Raw genomic sequence first — 14,272 nt, 5'->3', positions numbered from 1 at the left:
CAGCATGACCGCGCACCGTTCCGACCGCGAGGAGGCGGAGGACGCCCTGCGCGCCCGCGCCTCGCTCGCCGGCGACTCCTTCGACCACGAGGCGCTCGAAGCGCCGGGCTCCGCCGTGGGCTACCCCGCCGAGGACGTCCTCGATTCCGCGGGCGAGCTCGCCGACGAACTCGCCGACGATGAGGGGGACGCGTCGGCGTGAGCGATTCCGGCCGGGAGGCCGGGCGCCCCATGCTGTCTACCCCATAGCCGGGGGTCCCCCTAATGGGGATCTCGTGCGCGCGCGAGGCGGCCCTAGACTCCTTGCCAGCAGCCAAAGGGGAGGCTGCTGCTCAAGGGGGAGGGAACTCGTGAGTCTCAGTGCCGCCGCACCGGTCGCCGCCTGGTATCCGGATCCGACCGACGCGGATCTGCTTCGTTGGTGGGACGGCCTCGGCTGGACGTCGCACACGCGACCGCGTCCGGCGCAGCCGCCCGCCAGCCTGCCGATGCCCGATCCCGCGACCGCCTACATCCCGGAGGCGCCTCCCACGGCGGCTCCCGTGAACGTCGAGCCGATGGCCGGCGTCGCGCCGCCGAGCGCGCAGCCCGCCCCGGACCCCAGTCAGATCGCCGCGGCGCTCGCGGCGGCCCCTGCACCCGCCGCGGGCACCGCGGGGATCGCCGCGGTGCCGTCGCCCACGAGCGCCTTCCCCGCCGAGGCTCCGCCCGCCGCGCCTCCGGCCCCGCCCGTCGCCGCCGCGCCCGTCGAGGACAACCAGTCCGTCGCGGCCGCCCGTGCCGCGTTCGCCGCCGCCCAGGCGGAGAAGGCCGCGGCCGCCGCAGCTGCCGCCGCCCAGGCGGCCGTCGAGGCCGCCGCGGGCGTCGCGTCGGTGTCCGCCCCCGTGGCGACGCCGTCGGAGGCTTCGATCGCACCTGCTGAGACTCTCGCCGCCCCGGCCGCCGCACCCGCATCTCCGGCGGCCGGCGGCGGCGAGGACCAGTTCACCTCGGTCGCCCAGGCCCGCGCCGCGTTCGCCGCAAAGCGCGCCGCCGCGGCGGAGGCCAAGGTGGAGGCGCCGGCCGAGGCGGCACCCTCCGTGCTCGCTCCGGCGCCCGCGAGCACCGACGACGCCCGTCCGGTGTCGGTCGCGGCCGCCCGCGCCGCCGCCGCGAAGGCGAAGGCCGAAGCCGCCGCGCAGGCGACGTCCGACGACCAGCAGGTCGACGAGCACGGCCGCAAGTGGCATCTGCCCAAGTTCAACTGAGCGCGCCATGCTTCATCACCCGAACGGGGGACTGAGCCTCCCCCGCGGTGACGCATAGGCTCGACACACATCACGGACACAGTGGGGGCTCTGACGTGTCGGACATGACCAGCGTGTCGCCTCGGGCGGCATGGTATCCCGACCCCAGCAATGCGAACATGCAGCGCTGGTGGGATGGTCGCGCCTGGACCGCGTACACCACGCCGATCCCGCCCCCTCCGCCGATGTTCGCGACGATGTCGCCACCGCAGCTGCCGGAGCCGACGGTCGAGCCGGCCGTCGCGTCGCAGCCCGCAGTGCCGCAGCCCGTCGCCCAGCCGGTCCAGCCGGTCCAGCCGGTCGCCCAGCAGCCGGTTCAGCCGACGGTGCAGCAGCCGACGGTGCAGCAGCCCGCGGTGCCGCAGCCGGTCACCCCGCAGTCGGTGCAGCCCGTGCAGCAGGCTCCGCAGCAGCCCGTCACCCAGCCTTCCGTGCAGCCCGTGCACGTCCCGCCGACGCAGCAGGCGCCGGTCACGCCCCAGCAGCAGCCCGTCTCCGCGCCCGTCGTGCCGGTCCAGCAGGCGCCGGCTCAGCCCGTGCAGCCCGTGCAGCAGACGTTCCCGCCTGTGCAGCCTGTGCAGCCTGTGCAGCCTGTGCAGCCCACCGTCCAGGCCCCGGCTCAACCGCTGCTGCCGCAGCAGCCCGCCGCCCCGGCACAGCAGCCCGCCGCGTCGGCGCCGAGCTACCCGCAGGTGACCGCGCCCGCCGCTCCGGTCGCGCAGCCCGCTCCGGTCACGCCGGTCGCGGCATCCGTCGCCCCGGAGGTCTCCGCACCCGCGGCTGCGGCTCCCGCCGTCCCGGCCTACAGCCAGCAGCCGGCTCCGCAGCCCAGCCGACCGGCGACGCCGCCCGTGCCGCCGCAGCTCCTCGCGCAGCAGGCGCCGCCATCGGGCCCGCCCGTCGCGTCGGTCGCCCCGGTCGCCCCGGTTGCGCCGTCGGTCGCACCGGTCGCCTCGACCCCGTACGCCTCGGTGTCCTCGGCCGCCCCCGCAGCTCCCGCGGTGACGCCGACGGTGCTGCCCGCCGTCTCGCCCGCGGAGTCCGCGCCCGCCTACGCCGCGGCGCCCGCGCCCGAGCCGCCCGCCCTCGTCGCCCCGCCGAGCGTCTCGCCGCCGAGCGTCTCGCCCGCGCCCGCAGCGCCCGCCGACGCGGGTCCGCCGCGGGTCGCCCCGCCCGGTGCCGCACCGTCGGTCTACCAGAGCGCCCAGCCGCCCTCGATGTACGCCAACGCCCCGGCGCCCGCCGCGCCCCTCGGCGCGCTCGAGGCGGGCCCCTCCGCCTACACGGCCGGCTCGACCATCCCCGGCTTCACCCCCGCCCCTACAGTCCTCGCGCTGCCCGCCCTGCTCGGCGGCGCGTCCACGACCGCTGCGGCACCGTCAGCGCCGGCCCCCACGCCGGCCCCCGATGCACATCACCCCACGATGTCGCCTTCGGCGACGGTGCCGTCGGTGTCGCAGCACTCCCCCGCCCCGAGCGCCCCGACCGGGGGCGGATCGTCGGTGGAGGCGAACGCCGCGTACCTCGCCTCGCTCGGCCTCACGGCGCCCGGAGCTCCGCGTCCCGTCGACTCCAACGCGCCCGCGACCGGGCCCCAGCCGGTGCCCATGCCGAATGACTCCGGCCCGCTCGGTCCGGCCCCCGCGACCGCTCTCGCGCTCCCGCAGGAGCCCGACCGCACGCGCGACCTCGCGCCCGACGGCCGCACCGACTTCGGTGCGCCCCTGCACCGCATCTAGGACGCGTCAGACGAAGCGCACGGCCGCCTGGATGCGCGTGCGCAGCTCGAAGAGGTCCGTGCCCCCCGTGCCGACCCCGGGCAGCCCGCTGCGCACCACGTGGGCGAGCTGCGGTGCGGGGATCAGCAGAGCGCGCGAGCCGCGCACCGAGCCGAGGTCGACGAGCCGCGGCGCATCCGCCTCGGGCACGACGATCCCGATCGCCGAGAACCTCACCCGGGCGCTCCGCGCGAAGGCGCGCGCCCGCGTGGACAGCGCGTGGACGGGCCTCTCGCCGCCGACGGCGGGCCCGATGAGCTCGGACCCCTTGACCTTCACCTCGCCGCCCCAGTCCTCGCTCAGGAGCGCCCAGAGGCCGCTGGGACCGAGCACCACGTGATCGATCTTCCCGGCCGGGGTGTCGACGTCGTGCCACACCGTGTAGCCGATGCCGAGGCCGGTGAGCTCGCGCGCCGAGTTCTCCTCGGCGATCGCGGCCGCCAGCAGGTGCTTCACCTGTCGGGGCGCCGAGCGCACGAGCGCCGGGTCGTAGGGGTCCGGGAGCTCGACCCCGCGCCCCGCCCACTCGCGCACCTCGGCGAGGTAGCGCTCACGGTACCAACCGCCCGGGTGCCCACTCGAACGCGCCTGCGGCCGGGAGTCGGCGCGCGGCCGCGGCGCACGCGGCGCGTAGGCGGGCGGCACCGAATCCGTCGTGCGGGCACCCCGTGCGTCGTAGGCGGCGCGCGCCTCCGGGGTGCCCACGAGCTCCCAGGCGTCCTGTACGGCGTGGAACTCGGCCGCGCGGCCCCCCGCATCCGGATGCGTCTCCCGGAGCCTCCTGCGGTACGCGCGGCGCAGCTCCTCGGCGCTCGCCTGCGCGCTCACGCCGAGGATCTCGTAGGGCGAGTCGGCGAGCGGGCTGTCGGGCACTCCACGATCGTAGAGCGCGCCGCCTCGGAGCCGCCCGGGTGCGACGTAGGCTCGTGGGGTGAGCAGGGACGAGGAGATCGCGGGCGTCCGGCGCCGGGCGAGCCTCGAGGTGCTGCGCGCCGAGGCGGGCGACGAGCTCGGCAGCGTCGTGCTCGAGCGGCTGCGCGCCGGCGAGGACCCGTGGGAGTTCATGCAGGAGCTCCCCACCGTCGACGAGCTCGTCGTGCTCACCCTGCGCGCCGAACTCATCCGCGCCGACAACGCGCGGCGGCCCACCCCCGAGGTCGACTACCGGATGCTGCGGCAGATCGCGCTCGCCTACCCCGCCCTCAGCGCGACCGTCTGGTCGCTGCTGGACGCCGAACGCACCCGACGGAGGACCGCGTGAGCGTCGTCGCCCTCATCGACTTCGACCCGGCGACGGGCGAGGCCACCGGCTTCCACCTCGGCGACGCCGAGGAGCCGCAGCTGCTCGTCACCGACCTCGCGGCGACCCGCGGCGACGGGATCTTCGAGACCGCGAGCCTCGCGCACGGCCACGTGCACGCGCTCGAGGCGCACCTCGCGCGACTCGCCCAGTCCGCCGCGATGCTGCAGCTCCCCGAGCCCGACCCCGCCGTCTGGCGCGCGGCCGTCGAGGCGGTCGGCGAGGCGCTGACGGCCCAGGGCGTCGACGAGGGCGCCGTCAAGTTCGTGCTCACGCGCGGCGTCGAGGGCGGCTCCACGCCGACCGGCTGGGTGTACGGCACCGCATCCCCCGACTTCTCCCGGGAACGCACGGAGGGCGTGCGCATCGTGCTGCTCGACCGCGGCTACCGGCACGACGTGCCGCAGACGGCCCCGTGGCTGCTCGCGGGGGCCAAGACCCTCAGCTACGCCGTCAACCGTGCGGCGTTGCGCGAGGCGGCCAGGCGAGGCGCGGAGGACGTGCTGTTCACCTCGAGCGACGGCTACCTGCTCGAGGGACCCACCTCGACGCTCCTGCTGCGTCACGGCCGGCGCCTCGTGACGCCGCGCGTCGACCTCGGCATCCTCGCGGGCACGACGCAGGCCGACCTGTTCACCTGGGCCGAGGCCGAGGGCTACGAGACCGGCTACGAGCTGCTGACGCCCGCGGACCTCGCCTCGGCGGATGCGGCCTGGCTCGTCTCGAGCGTGCGCCACGTGGCGCCCGTGCGGGCCGTGGACGGGGTCGCACGCGCCGTCGATCGGGAGCTCAGCGACCGGCTGAACGCCGCCCTGCTCGCGCGCGTCCGCTGACATACGAAGGGCCCCCGGGTAGCTAGTCCAGGGGCCCTTCTGTGTCGATGTGGCCGCCGCGCCCCGCGAGCTCTCGGGTCGGGCGTTCGCCGTGAGGACGGAAGCTCGGATCCGGTGGCGAACCACCTCGTCCGAGGCCGCTCCGGGATCGCGGGTCTCCCCCGAGGGACCTCGGCCGGAGCCGGTGGTGCACCCGGTCCGGGCGTCGGCGCCTGCGGAGTCTCCCCCGCTGCGTCTCGGCCCGGCCCTTCGTCACCGCCGCCTTCCGGCGTCGGATCCTCGGAATCCGCCCCGCCTCCGGCTCCGATGAGCCCTACGGCCCACCATCCTCGGCTGCGAGGTGTCACCCTCGGCTTCCCGGTGCTGTCCCACGGACGGAACTCACGTTCCGTGTTCCCTTGGGACCGCTCCCCACCCCTCCCGGGCTGACCCGTTCGGCGTGAGAAGACACCGTCCCCGCTTCGGCTGCGCCCCGCTCACTCCCGGATCTCTCCGTTTGCGTCGGGTTCGCGCCTCATCGGTTGAGTAGAGATTACTCAGCGGTGAACGGCGCACAAGCCGTGAAGTCTCACTAGATAGTTGAGACTCCTCGTCGGACGCCGGCCGAACGGCCTCGGGGCGCGCACGAGGGGTTAAACATGGGCGGCGGTGATGCTGTCCGCGATTCCTCGTACCCCCGTATCGGAATCGCGATGAAGACAGGATCACCGCCGCCGCCTAGTCCCCCAACTAGTGCAGTCATCACCATAGAAGCCCGCGTCCGACCCGCGCGCCCCCCACTACGGGTGACTGACGACGGGCCGCCCACGGGCCTAGCATCCGGGCCGGCAGCCGCTCCCCGGGAACGACGAAAGGCCCCCGGTTGCCGCGTTCCCCCGGCGCCGAAGCACCAGCGGTTCGTCGAGCCCCGAGGGCCTTTCTGTCACCGTCCGGCCGATCCCCGGGGGGATCCGCGCCTTTCGGTGAACACGAGAATACTCAGCGGTGAACACCGCACAACCCGTGAAGTCTCGCTAGATAGTTGAGGGTTGCGCGCGGGTGGCGTCAGAGCTCGGCCACCGCGTCGCGGAGCAGCGCGACGAGCGCCTCGAGCTGCACCGACACCTCGACGCCCTCGGCCGCCTCGCCGTCGAGGGCGCGCGCCGCGAGGCCCGCCTTCGAGTCGATGAGCTCGGCGATGCGGCCGTCGATCGTCTGCGCCGCGATGATCCGCCAGGCGGTCACCGGCAGCTCCTGACCGATGCGGTGCACGCGGTCGATCGCCTGGGTCTGCTCGGCGTTGGTCCAGCTCAGCTCCGCGAGCACGACGTTGGACGCCGCCTGCAGGTTCACCCCGACGCCCGCCGCCGTGAGCGAGCACACCGCGATGGCGACCTCGGGATCGTTCTGGAAGGCGTCGATCTCCGCCTGGCGCGCCTTCGAGCTCTGGTCGCCGCGGATCGAGACCGTGCGCAGCCCCGCCTGGGCGAAGTAGCGCTCCGCCGCGTCCATGACGTCGATGTGCTTCGCGAAGAAGACCACCTTGCCGACGTTGCGCGCGAGGTTCACCGTGTAGTCCGCGGCCGGGGTCGCCTTCGCCTGGCCGATGCGGCGCACCATCGTGAAGACGTTGTCGCCCGAGGCGTCCGCCTGTTTCGACTCCTCGAGCTCGGCCGCCGCGACGAGGCGGATGAGGTCGTCGGTCTCCGAATCCGGTCGCGTCGCGCGCAGCCGCCGGTAGCGCTCCACGAGCCGCGCGACGAGCGCGCGCTCGGCCTCGCGGATCGAGCGGCCGGCCTCGCCGTCGAGTTCGACCGGGATGTCGGCGATGCGGCGCGCCGGGATGTCGGCGGCGACGTCGACCTTCTTGCGACGCACGATGCCCATGCCCACCACGGCGCGACGTGCGGCGGCGAAGAAGCCGGGGTCGACGGGGGTCAGCTCGGTCTCCTCGAGCGCCGCCATGAGCGCCGGCAGCGGCTTCTTCTCGTCGATCCAGCCGAGGAACTGCCAGATCATCCGGAAGTCCTCGATCTGGTTGATGAGCGGCGTGCCGGTCAGTGCGACGAGCAACGGCTGCCGGATGCTCTGCCGGATGCTGCGCGAGAGCGCCTGCACGTGCTTCGAGCGCTGGGAGTCCTTGTTCTTGATGAAGTGGGCCTCGTCGACGATCATGCCGCGGAAGCCGCGCCGCGAGAGCCACGCGACGTGCCGATCGAGCACCTCGTAGTTGACGATGACGATGTCGGCGAAGGCGTCGATGTCGTCGCCGTCGCCGTGCACGACGGTCGCGGTGCGCTGCGGCGTCCACTTCTCGACCTCGCGCGCCCAGTTCACCTTGACGACGTTGGGCACGACGACGAGCAGCGGGTAGGCGTTCGCGACGTCGGCCGCGAGCAGCGCCTGCGCCGTCTTGCCGAGGCCCGGCTCGTCGGCGAGCAGGTAGCTGCGGTGGCCCTCCCGGGCCGACTCGACGAAACGGGCCTGGTGGCGCATGAGCTCGAGGGAGCCGGGCGTCGCGAGGGAGCGCGCCTCCGGCAGCTCCATGCTCGCGGCTCCGCCGCCCGCCCCCACCTCGAAGGCGCGGAACAGCGGCTCGATGAGCTCCCAGTTGTCGAGCTGGCCGCTGCGCGAGGCGGGGGCCGGCTTCTGGTAGGCGCTGAAGTCGGGCGCGAGGAACGGGTTCGACATCTGGTACTGCCGCACCGACTGCGGCACGACGCGCCGCTCCTCGGCGACCGGCTTCTGCTCGGGCTCCACGACGACCACGAGATCCTCGGGCGCGAGCGGGGTGCCGGCCTCGAGCAGCAGGCCGCGACGCACCTCCTGCTGCGCGGGCGTGAGCGGCGCGGCATCCGTGAGCAGCTGGATGAGGCTCGCGTCGCGCGCGGCCGTCTTCGCCATGATCGTGGCGATGCCGTCGAGACGCGTGAGCTCCTTGGTGCGCTCCGCGTCGCTGAGACCCGCATCCGCCTTGATGCGGGCGCGCTCCTCGCGCGCGAGCACGGCGACCACGCGGTAGCGCACGCGGTTCGCCGCGTTCACCTTGCCGCGGTCGGCCGCGTTCTCGATGCCGCGCACGACGCGCGCGAGCACGGGGATGATGCCCGTCTCGTCCTGGTGGGGACGGCGTCGTTGCGTCCCCCGACTCCCGGACGTCTTGGTGCCGGTACGGGATTTCTGGCCCGATGTGGCCATCGTTCTCCTCGGGGGCTGTGACCCCATCGCGACGGAGCACCGTCGCGTCTTCGGCGGTGCGGCGCAGACGCCGGACCGGATTCTCGGTGCAGATCGCTCTCCTGTGGTTCTCCCCTGAACCCGGCTTGGCCGGACGGGGTGGTGAGCACCGCCAGTCTAGCGCACGACGGCCCGGATGGGGCGCGAAGCGCCGTTAGGGTGGGGGCATGCTCACGACGGCCGCCCGCGCACTCGCGCGGAGCTGGCCGGGGCTGCTGGCCTGGTTCCTCGCCGGCTGGACGGCGCGGCTGCTGCTGCTGCGGCTCGCGGGGGCGGTCGGCAACGAGTGGCCGCTGCTCGGCCAGCTCATCCTCCCCCTCGCCGTCATCGCCCGTCTCGCGAGCTACGTCGCGATGTTCCTCGTGCTGCGCTCCGCGCTGCCGCACGTGCCCGATCCCGAGAGCACCGCGGCGGGTTGGCGCGGCTTCCTGTCCCGCTGGGGCACCGCGATCTCCGCGGCGATCCTGCCGTTCTTCGTGATCTACGCGGCGTGGGGCATGATCGCCGAGGACTCCCGCGACTACGCGAGCTCCGCACTCGACCAGGCGAACTACTTCGCCGACCAGTCCGCCCGAGCCCTCGATGTCACGGTCGACGCGTGGTCGCTCTCGCTGCTCGCGGTAGCGTTCGCCGCGCGCTGGCTGCTGCAGCGATTCCGGGAAAAGCTCCCGCGCTGGACGGCCGTCGTCTCGGCGTACCTCGAGGCCGTCTGGGTGCTCGTGGCGCTGCTCATCGTGCGGGAGCTGCTCGCGGGCGTGCCGAACTGGTTCGCGACGCGTCGGATGTTCGCGCCCGTCGTCGACGCGGTCGTCCGCTGGCGTGACGACACCCCGTGGTTCCGCGGGCTCGGCGACGCATTCTCCTGGCTCATGACCCAACTCGGCGATGTCGTGTTCCAACCGCTCGCGTGGGTCGCGCTCGCCGGGGTCGTGTATCTCGGTTCGCGCACCGTCGCCGACCGCTCGACGGCGGGGGCGCGCACACGCCGTGCTCGTGCCGTGGCCGTCGAGCGCTGGAACCGGCTACCCGGATGGGTGCGCACGGGCGTCACCGCGATCACGGGCGGATTCCAGGAGCGTTGGCTGCCGATCGCGGGCTCCGTGCGCCTCATCTGGTCCGCCGGGCCCCTCGTGCTCGCCGGGTTCCTCCTCGCCTACGCCGTCGTGCACGCTGCGGGAGAGTGGGCCGGGATGGGGCTGTTCCGGATGCTCGGACCGAACCCGTACGCCTTCTGGGCCGCGGTCGACGAGCTGATCGACCTCGCGATCGTGATGATCGTAATCCCCCTTCAGCTCGTGCTCGTGGCGGCCGCCTACGACACCGCGGCGCGCGGCGGTGTCGCGCCCCTCAGTCCAGTCGCAGCTGCAGAGCCCGAGGCAGTTCCGAACCGATGACGACCTCGGCGACGACGTCGCCCACGGCGTCCTCGGGGATCAGGAAGGCCGACTCGACCGGGAAGGGCTCCTCGAACGGTCCACACGAGACGGGCACGCCGTCCGGAAGCCCGCGTCCCGGCCAGTAGTCGGTGCCCATCGCCGAGTCGCTCCAGCGGCGGTCGGAATCCGGTTGCAGGAGCTTGACCGTGCACCCGATGAACTCCTCGCCGGCCCCCGTCGGGTCGACCTCGTAGGTGACCGAGACGAGTGCGGCCCCCTCCGGAACCCCGTAGAGCTCCCCGTCGGGTGAGTCTGCGGTCGCGGTCCAGGTGTCGATCACCCGGAGCCGAACGCCGCCGAGCTCTCCCGTCTCCCCCGCGGCCACCGTCGTGATCTCACGGGGCCGCCCGTTCCAGTAGTCGGCGAAGTCGACGGACAGCGCGGCGACCGCGGCCGCGGGCAGCAGCAGCACGAGGGCCAGCAATCCGGCACGCGCCGAGCGCCACCATCCGCCGTGCGAGGTCACCATGTCGCACGCTCCGCAGGCGCGAGGTCGAGCCGATCGGACCGCCCGAGGGTCCCCAGGTCGATCGTCGCCTGGACCACGCTGTCGAGCCGCGCGTCGGAACCCGACATGATCCACAACACCGCGCGATCCGCCCCCGGCACCGACGCGATGTCGGAGGGGAGTTCGAAGACGAAGACGCCCGCCATCGGCAGACCCGGCGCGAGCGTCGTCTTCTGCAGGCTCGAGTAGTCGGCGCGCTGGCTCGGGATCCAGGTGCGCTCCCCGACGTGCAGTTCCGCGCCCGGGAGTGAACTCGTGAGCATCGCCGCCGTCTGCGCCTCGACGACGAGCCACACCCCGCGCGTCTCGCCCGTCCACGAGCCCATCGAGACGGTGTCGGCGAACTCCGCGCCATCCACCTGCGCCGCGATGTTGCGCCCCGTCGCACGCTCTCCGATCGCCACCGTCTGCACGAACGGTGCGAACCTGACCTCCGACTCGGGTTCGGTCCGGGCGACCACGAACGCGAGCGCGAGCAGCACGAGCGCCGCGGTCACGGATGCGAGCCTCGTCCTCATCCATGGCTCCACGGGTAGACGAGCTCATCGCTCGGATGCGGCACGAGCGTCACGCGAACCGCGGCGTGCTCGTCGCGCCAGATCGTGCCGCTGTACAGCACCGCGCGATCGGGGCGTCCGTCGACGATGTGCAGCTCGAGCGGCTCACCCGCCGTGACCGAGCCGAGCGGCACCTCCCAGCGCAGCAGCACCTCCGTCTCGACGCCCGGCGGCAGCGCCGAGGTCCAGGTTCCGTCGGCGACCACCCGCACCAGGGCGTCGCGGTCGATCGGCTTCAGCGCGTCGAGCGCGTCGAAGAGGAGAAGTCCGGCGGCGCCCGAGTCGGTCTCGACCCACTCGTTGCGCAGCACGGCGCGGACGACGACGAACGTCATCCCCTCCTCGGGCACGTCGTAGTCGTCGGGCATGGTCTCACCGACCCAGGCCTCCTCGATCGACACCGAGAAGTGCCGACCAGCGTAGGTCTCGCCGACCGCCAGCTCCGGGATCTCGGCCGTGCGGAGCGTCGCCGTGCTCCAACCGCCGAGCGGGATCGCCACGAGCGCCGCGACGCCGAGCAACACGAGCACCGCGATCGCGACCGTCGCACTGCGGCCCGGGCGACGACGACGGACGGCGGTCTCCGTCCCCGCGCTCACCGGCGGCTCTCCCCCGGCGGCAGCGGCACCTTGATGAGCACGCCCGCCGCGAGGAACGCGATGATCGCCACGTACTGGGCGCCGAGCCAGAGCGGTCCACCGAAGCCGAACGGCACGACGGGGTTCCACAGCACCGCGACCGCGGCGAACACCGGGAGCCACCACCAGTGGCGGGCCTGCACGGCGAACACCATGACGATGAGCGCGAGCACCGCGACGCCCCAGCTGATGTAGACGAAGGCGTCGTCGCCGATGAGCGCGATCCCGACGAACAGCACCACCGCCGCGATGAGGCCGGGCGCGAGCGCGAGGCGCCGGAAGCCGGGGTCGCCGTAGCGGGAGGCGGGACGCGGGCTGCTCACGCCCCCAGCGTATCGAGCCCGGCCGGTGACGCCGTCCGCCGCTCCTAGGATCGGAGCATGAGCGACGCCGCCCTCGAGCGCTTCCGCACCCTGCTGCGCCACGCGACCTTCTCGCACGACGGGGCGGAGGGCGTCGACGAGGCCTTCGACGGATTCCACGCCGACCTCGCGCGGCTGTTCCCGCTCGTCCACGAGCGGCTCGAGCGCGAGCTGGTGGCCGGCCGCAGCCTGCTGTACCGCTGGGCGGGCGACGACCCGACACGCGCGGCCGTGCTGCTCGCCCACCAGGACGTCGTGGCCGTCGACGACGACAGCCGCTGGACGCATCCGCCGTTCGCCGCCGAGCTCGACGGCGACGGCGAGGAGCGCACGATCTGGGGCCGCGGCGCCCTCGACGACAAGGCGGCCCTCGTGTCGACCCTCGAGGCCGTCGAGGCGCGGCTCGCCGCGGGCTTCACCCCGCGCGGCGACGTGTACCTCGCCTTCGGCCACGACGAGGAGGCGGGCGGCACCGGCGCGGAGGCGATCGTCGAGCAGCTGGCCGCGCGCGGCGTCGAGCCGTGGCTCGTGATCGACGAGGGCGGCGCCGTCATGGACGGCCTGCTGCCGGGTCTCGGGCCGACCGCCGTCGTGGGGCTCACCGAGAAGGGCATCATGAACGTCGAGCTCGTCGTCGAGCAGGCCGGCGGTCACGCGGCCATCCCGCTCTCCGGCGGATCGACCGCGGTGCTCGCCCGCGCCATCCTGCGGCTCGAGAACCAGCCGGAGCCCCCGCACCTCATCGAGCCCACGATCGGGCTCCTGGAGGCCCTCGGGGCGCGGATGGGAGGCATCCGCGGGTGGGCGCTGCGGCACGCCCGGATGCTGCGCGGCCCGCTCGCGAAGACGCTCGCCTCCTCGAGCCCGCAGCTCGCCGCCATGACGCGCACGACGCGCGCCGTGACGCAGCTGCGCGGCTCCTCCAGCAAGAACGTCGTCCCCGAGCGCGCGAGCGCGACCCTCAACGTGCGCATCCTGCCGGGCGCGACCGTCGAGACCGCCCTCGCCGACATCGCGCGCACGATCGACGACCCGGCCGTGCAGTTGCGCGTGCTCGACGGCGCGGACCCGGCGCCCGTGTCGCCCGCCGAGGGGCCCGCCTGGGAGGCGATCTCGGCGAGCATCCGCGAGGTGTTCCCGGAGGCCGCCGTCGCGCCCTACGTCATGCTGCAGGCGAGCGACGCGCGGCACTTCTCGCGCATCTCGCGCGCCGTGTACCGCTTCCTGCCGTTCGACCTGCGCCAGGAGGAGCTGCAGTCCATCCACGGCGTCGACGAACGCATCCGCGTCTCCACGTACCTGCGCGCGATCGCGTTCTTCGACGCCCTCGTCGGCCGCCTCTGACGCGCTGTTCTCCGCAACTCAGGAGATTCCGCGACATCCGCCCCGCGACCACCCGTATCCGCCGCCCCTCCTGAGTTGCGAAACAGCCGACGGGCTCAGGTGCCGGGGGCGGTCTCGGCGATCCAGCCGTCGAGCTTCGACGGCTTGTCGGTGATGATGCCGTCGACGCCGTACTCGAGCGCCTCGCTCCAGCGCTTCGCCGAGTTGAGCGTGTAGACGAGCACGCCGAGGCCCGCCTCGTGCATGCGGGTCACGGCCTCCGGGTCGCTCTCGAGGGAGTTCGGGGTCGTGAGGATCGCGATCGCGTCGTAGTACTGCGCGAGCCCCACGGGGTCGCTCGGCAGGTCGCGCTTGATGATGACGCGCGGGATGGCGGGCGCCGCGTCGACCGCGTTCGCGACGGTCGAGAGGTCGAAGCTCGCGAAGACGACGCGGTTCTGCACCCCACGCGCGTAGATGTCGCCGAGGATGCCGCGGATCTCGTCCGCGGTCCAGAACCCCTTCAGCTCGACGAGCGCCTTCTTCTTCGAGCCGGCGAGCGCGTCGAGGAACTCGTCGAGCACGGGCACCTGTGTTCCGGCGAACTCGGGTGCGTACCAGGAGCCGGCGTCGAGCGCCCGGATCTGCTCGAGCGTGAGGTCGGCGACCGCGCCCGTGCCGTCGGTCGTGCGGTCGACGGTCTCGTCGTGAATGAGCACCGGATGCCCGTCGGCCGTCAGCTGCACATCCGTCTCGACGAACTCGAGGCCGGAGGCGAACGCCGAGGCGAACGCCGGCATCGTGTTCTCGGGGGCGGATGCCCGGTCACCGCGGTGGCCGGCGACGAAGGCGGGCTCGCCGGGCGCCCGCAACGGCCCCATGAGGTTCGTCGCGTAGACGCGCACGGCATCCGGCACGAGCAGCAGCACCGCCACCAGGGCGAGTGTCACCACCGCGGACGCGAGCGCCCGTCTCACCGGATGCGTCACCATCGACACGTCCACTTCCGACTCGGGTTCCCCGCCCGATCGCGGG

At 73.6% G+C, this 14,272-nt stretch carries 14 protein-coding genes; 7 read left to right on the top strand and 7 right to left on the bottom strand.

Annotation, left to right across the window (positions count from 1 at the left end; genetic code table 11):
* Window positions 1-4: 4 nt before the first annotated feature.
* The 3 genes from D7I47_RS11905 (at window position 5) to D7I47_RS11895 (ending at window position 3,025) form a co-directional block, all read left to right on the top strand.
* Window positions 5-202: a hypothetical protein gene (locus D7I47_RS11905; RefSeq protein WP_120763257.1), complete on the top strand. Its 198-nt coding sequence runs from the start codon at window positions 5-7 to the stop codon at window positions 200-202.
* 148 nt (window positions 203-350) lie between these two features.
* A complete protein-coding gene (locus tag D7I47_RS11900) occupies window positions 351-1,247 on the top strand; it encodes a DUF2510 domain-containing protein (protein WP_170154379.1) in 897 nt (298 codons plus the stop codon).
* A gap of 104 nt (window positions 1,248-1,351) precedes the next feature.
* A complete protein-coding gene (locus tag D7I47_RS11895; RefSeq protein ID WP_157981721.1) occupies window positions 1,352-3,025 on the top strand; it encodes a DUF2510 domain-containing protein in 1,674 nt (557 codons plus the stop codon).
* 6 nt (window positions 3,026-3,031) lie between these two features.
* On the opposite strand, the gene D7I47_RS11890 is transcribed toward D7I47_RS11895, so the two are convergent.
* Window positions 3,032-3,937 (bottom strand): J domain-containing protein, encoded by a 906-nt coding sequence (locus D7I47_RS11890; protein WP_120763254.1) that lies wholly within the window; start codon window positions 3,935-3,937, stop codon window positions 3,032-3,034.
* A gap of 58 nt (window positions 3,938-3,995) precedes the next feature.
* Here D7I47_RS11890 and D7I47_RS11885 point away from each other — a divergent pair, with 58 nt between their 5' ends.
* Together D7I47_RS11885 and D7I47_RS11880 are read left to right on the top strand one after the other, a co-directional pair.
* On the top strand, window positions 3,996-4,325 hold the full coding sequence (locus D7I47_RS11885) for a tryptophan synthase subunit alpha (RefSeq protein WP_193726439.1): 330 nt from the start codon (window positions 3,996-3,998) through the stop codon (window positions 4,323-4,325).
* Complete coding sequence (locus tag D7I47_RS11880) at window positions 4,322-5,197, top strand: aminodeoxychorismate lyase (protein ID WP_120763253.1); 876 nt, start codon at window positions 4,322-4,324, stop codon at window positions 5,195-5,197. Before D7I47_RS11885 ends, D7I47_RS11880 begins: the two co-directional genes overlap by 4 nt.
* Before the next feature lie 1,044 nt (window positions 5,198-6,241).
* Here the strand turns inward: D7I47_RS11880 and D7I47_RS11875 are convergent.
* Window positions 6,242-8,374, bottom strand: coding sequence for a DEAD/DEAH box helicase (locus D7I47_RS11875; RefSeq protein ID WP_120763252.1), 2,133 nt, complete (start codon window positions 8,372-8,374; stop codon window positions 6,242-6,244).
* A 206-nt stretch (window positions 8,375-8,580) separates the two neighbouring features.
* On the opposite strand from D7I47_RS11875, the gene D7I47_RS11870 reads away from it, so the two are divergent.
* Entirely contained in the window at window positions 8,581-9,807 is a 1,227-nt protein-coding gene (locus tag D7I47_RS11870; protein WP_120763251.1) for a hypothetical protein, read from the top strand.
* On the opposite strand, the gene D7I47_RS11865 is transcribed toward D7I47_RS11870, so the two are convergent.
* Genes D7I47_RS11865 through D7I47_RS11850 form a run of 4 tightly spaced genes read right to left on the bottom strand, consistent with a single transcriptional unit; the run spans window position 9,761 to window position 11,875 of the window.
* On the bottom strand, window positions 9,761-10,318 hold the full coding sequence (locus D7I47_RS11865) for a hypothetical protein (RefSeq protein ID WP_120763250.1): 558 nt from the start codon (window positions 10,316-10,318) through the stop codon (window positions 9,761-9,763). The genes D7I47_RS11870 and D7I47_RS11865 overlap by 47 nt on opposite strands.
* Entirely contained in the window at window positions 10,312-10,875 is a 564-nt protein-coding gene (locus D7I47_RS11860; protein ID WP_157981720.1) for a hypothetical protein, read from the bottom strand. The genes D7I47_RS11865 and D7I47_RS11860 overlap by 7 nt, the downstream gene beginning before the upstream one ends.
* Window positions 10,872-11,513, bottom strand: a complete 642-nt coding sequence (locus D7I47_RS11855; protein WP_120763248.1) for a hypothetical protein — start codon at window positions 11,511-11,513, stop codon at window positions 10,872-10,874. The genes D7I47_RS11860 and D7I47_RS11855 overlap by 4 nt, the downstream gene beginning before the upstream one ends.
* The gene (locus tag D7I47_RS11850) at window positions 11,510-11,875 is read right to left on the bottom strand and encodes a DUF6804 family protein (protein WP_120763247.1); all 366 of its coding nucleotides are present in this window, start codon (window positions 11,873-11,875) and stop codon (window positions 11,510-11,512) included. The genes D7I47_RS11855 and D7I47_RS11850 overlap by 4 nt, the downstream gene beginning before the upstream one ends.
* 57 nt (window positions 11,876-11,932) lie before the next feature.
* Between D7I47_RS11850 and D7I47_RS11845 the strand changes: the two genes are divergently transcribed.
* Window positions 11,933-13,258 (top strand): M20/M25/M40 family metallo-hydrolase, encoded by a 1,326-nt coding sequence (locus D7I47_RS11845; RefSeq protein WP_120763246.1) that lies wholly within the window; start codon window positions 11,933-11,935, stop codon window positions 13,256-13,258.
* 95 nt (window positions 13,259-13,353) lie between these two features.
* On the opposite strand, the gene D7I47_RS11840 is transcribed toward D7I47_RS11845, so the two are convergent.
* Window positions 13,354-14,229: a glycerophosphodiester phosphodiesterase gene (locus D7I47_RS11840; protein WP_227000987.1), complete on the bottom strand. Its 876-nt coding sequence runs from the start codon at window positions 14,227-14,229 to the stop codon at window positions 13,354-13,356.
* Window positions 14,230-14,272 lie beyond the last annotated feature (43 nt).

This window comes from Protaetiibacter intestinalis, from assembly GCF_003627075.1.
GTDB lineage: Bacteria > Actinomycetota > Actinomycetes > Actinomycetales > Microbacteriaceae > Homoserinibacter > Homoserinibacter intestinalis.
The sequence above is the reverse complement of the archived record's forward strand: the minus strand, read 5'-3'. Positions and strand labels throughout refer to the sequence as shown.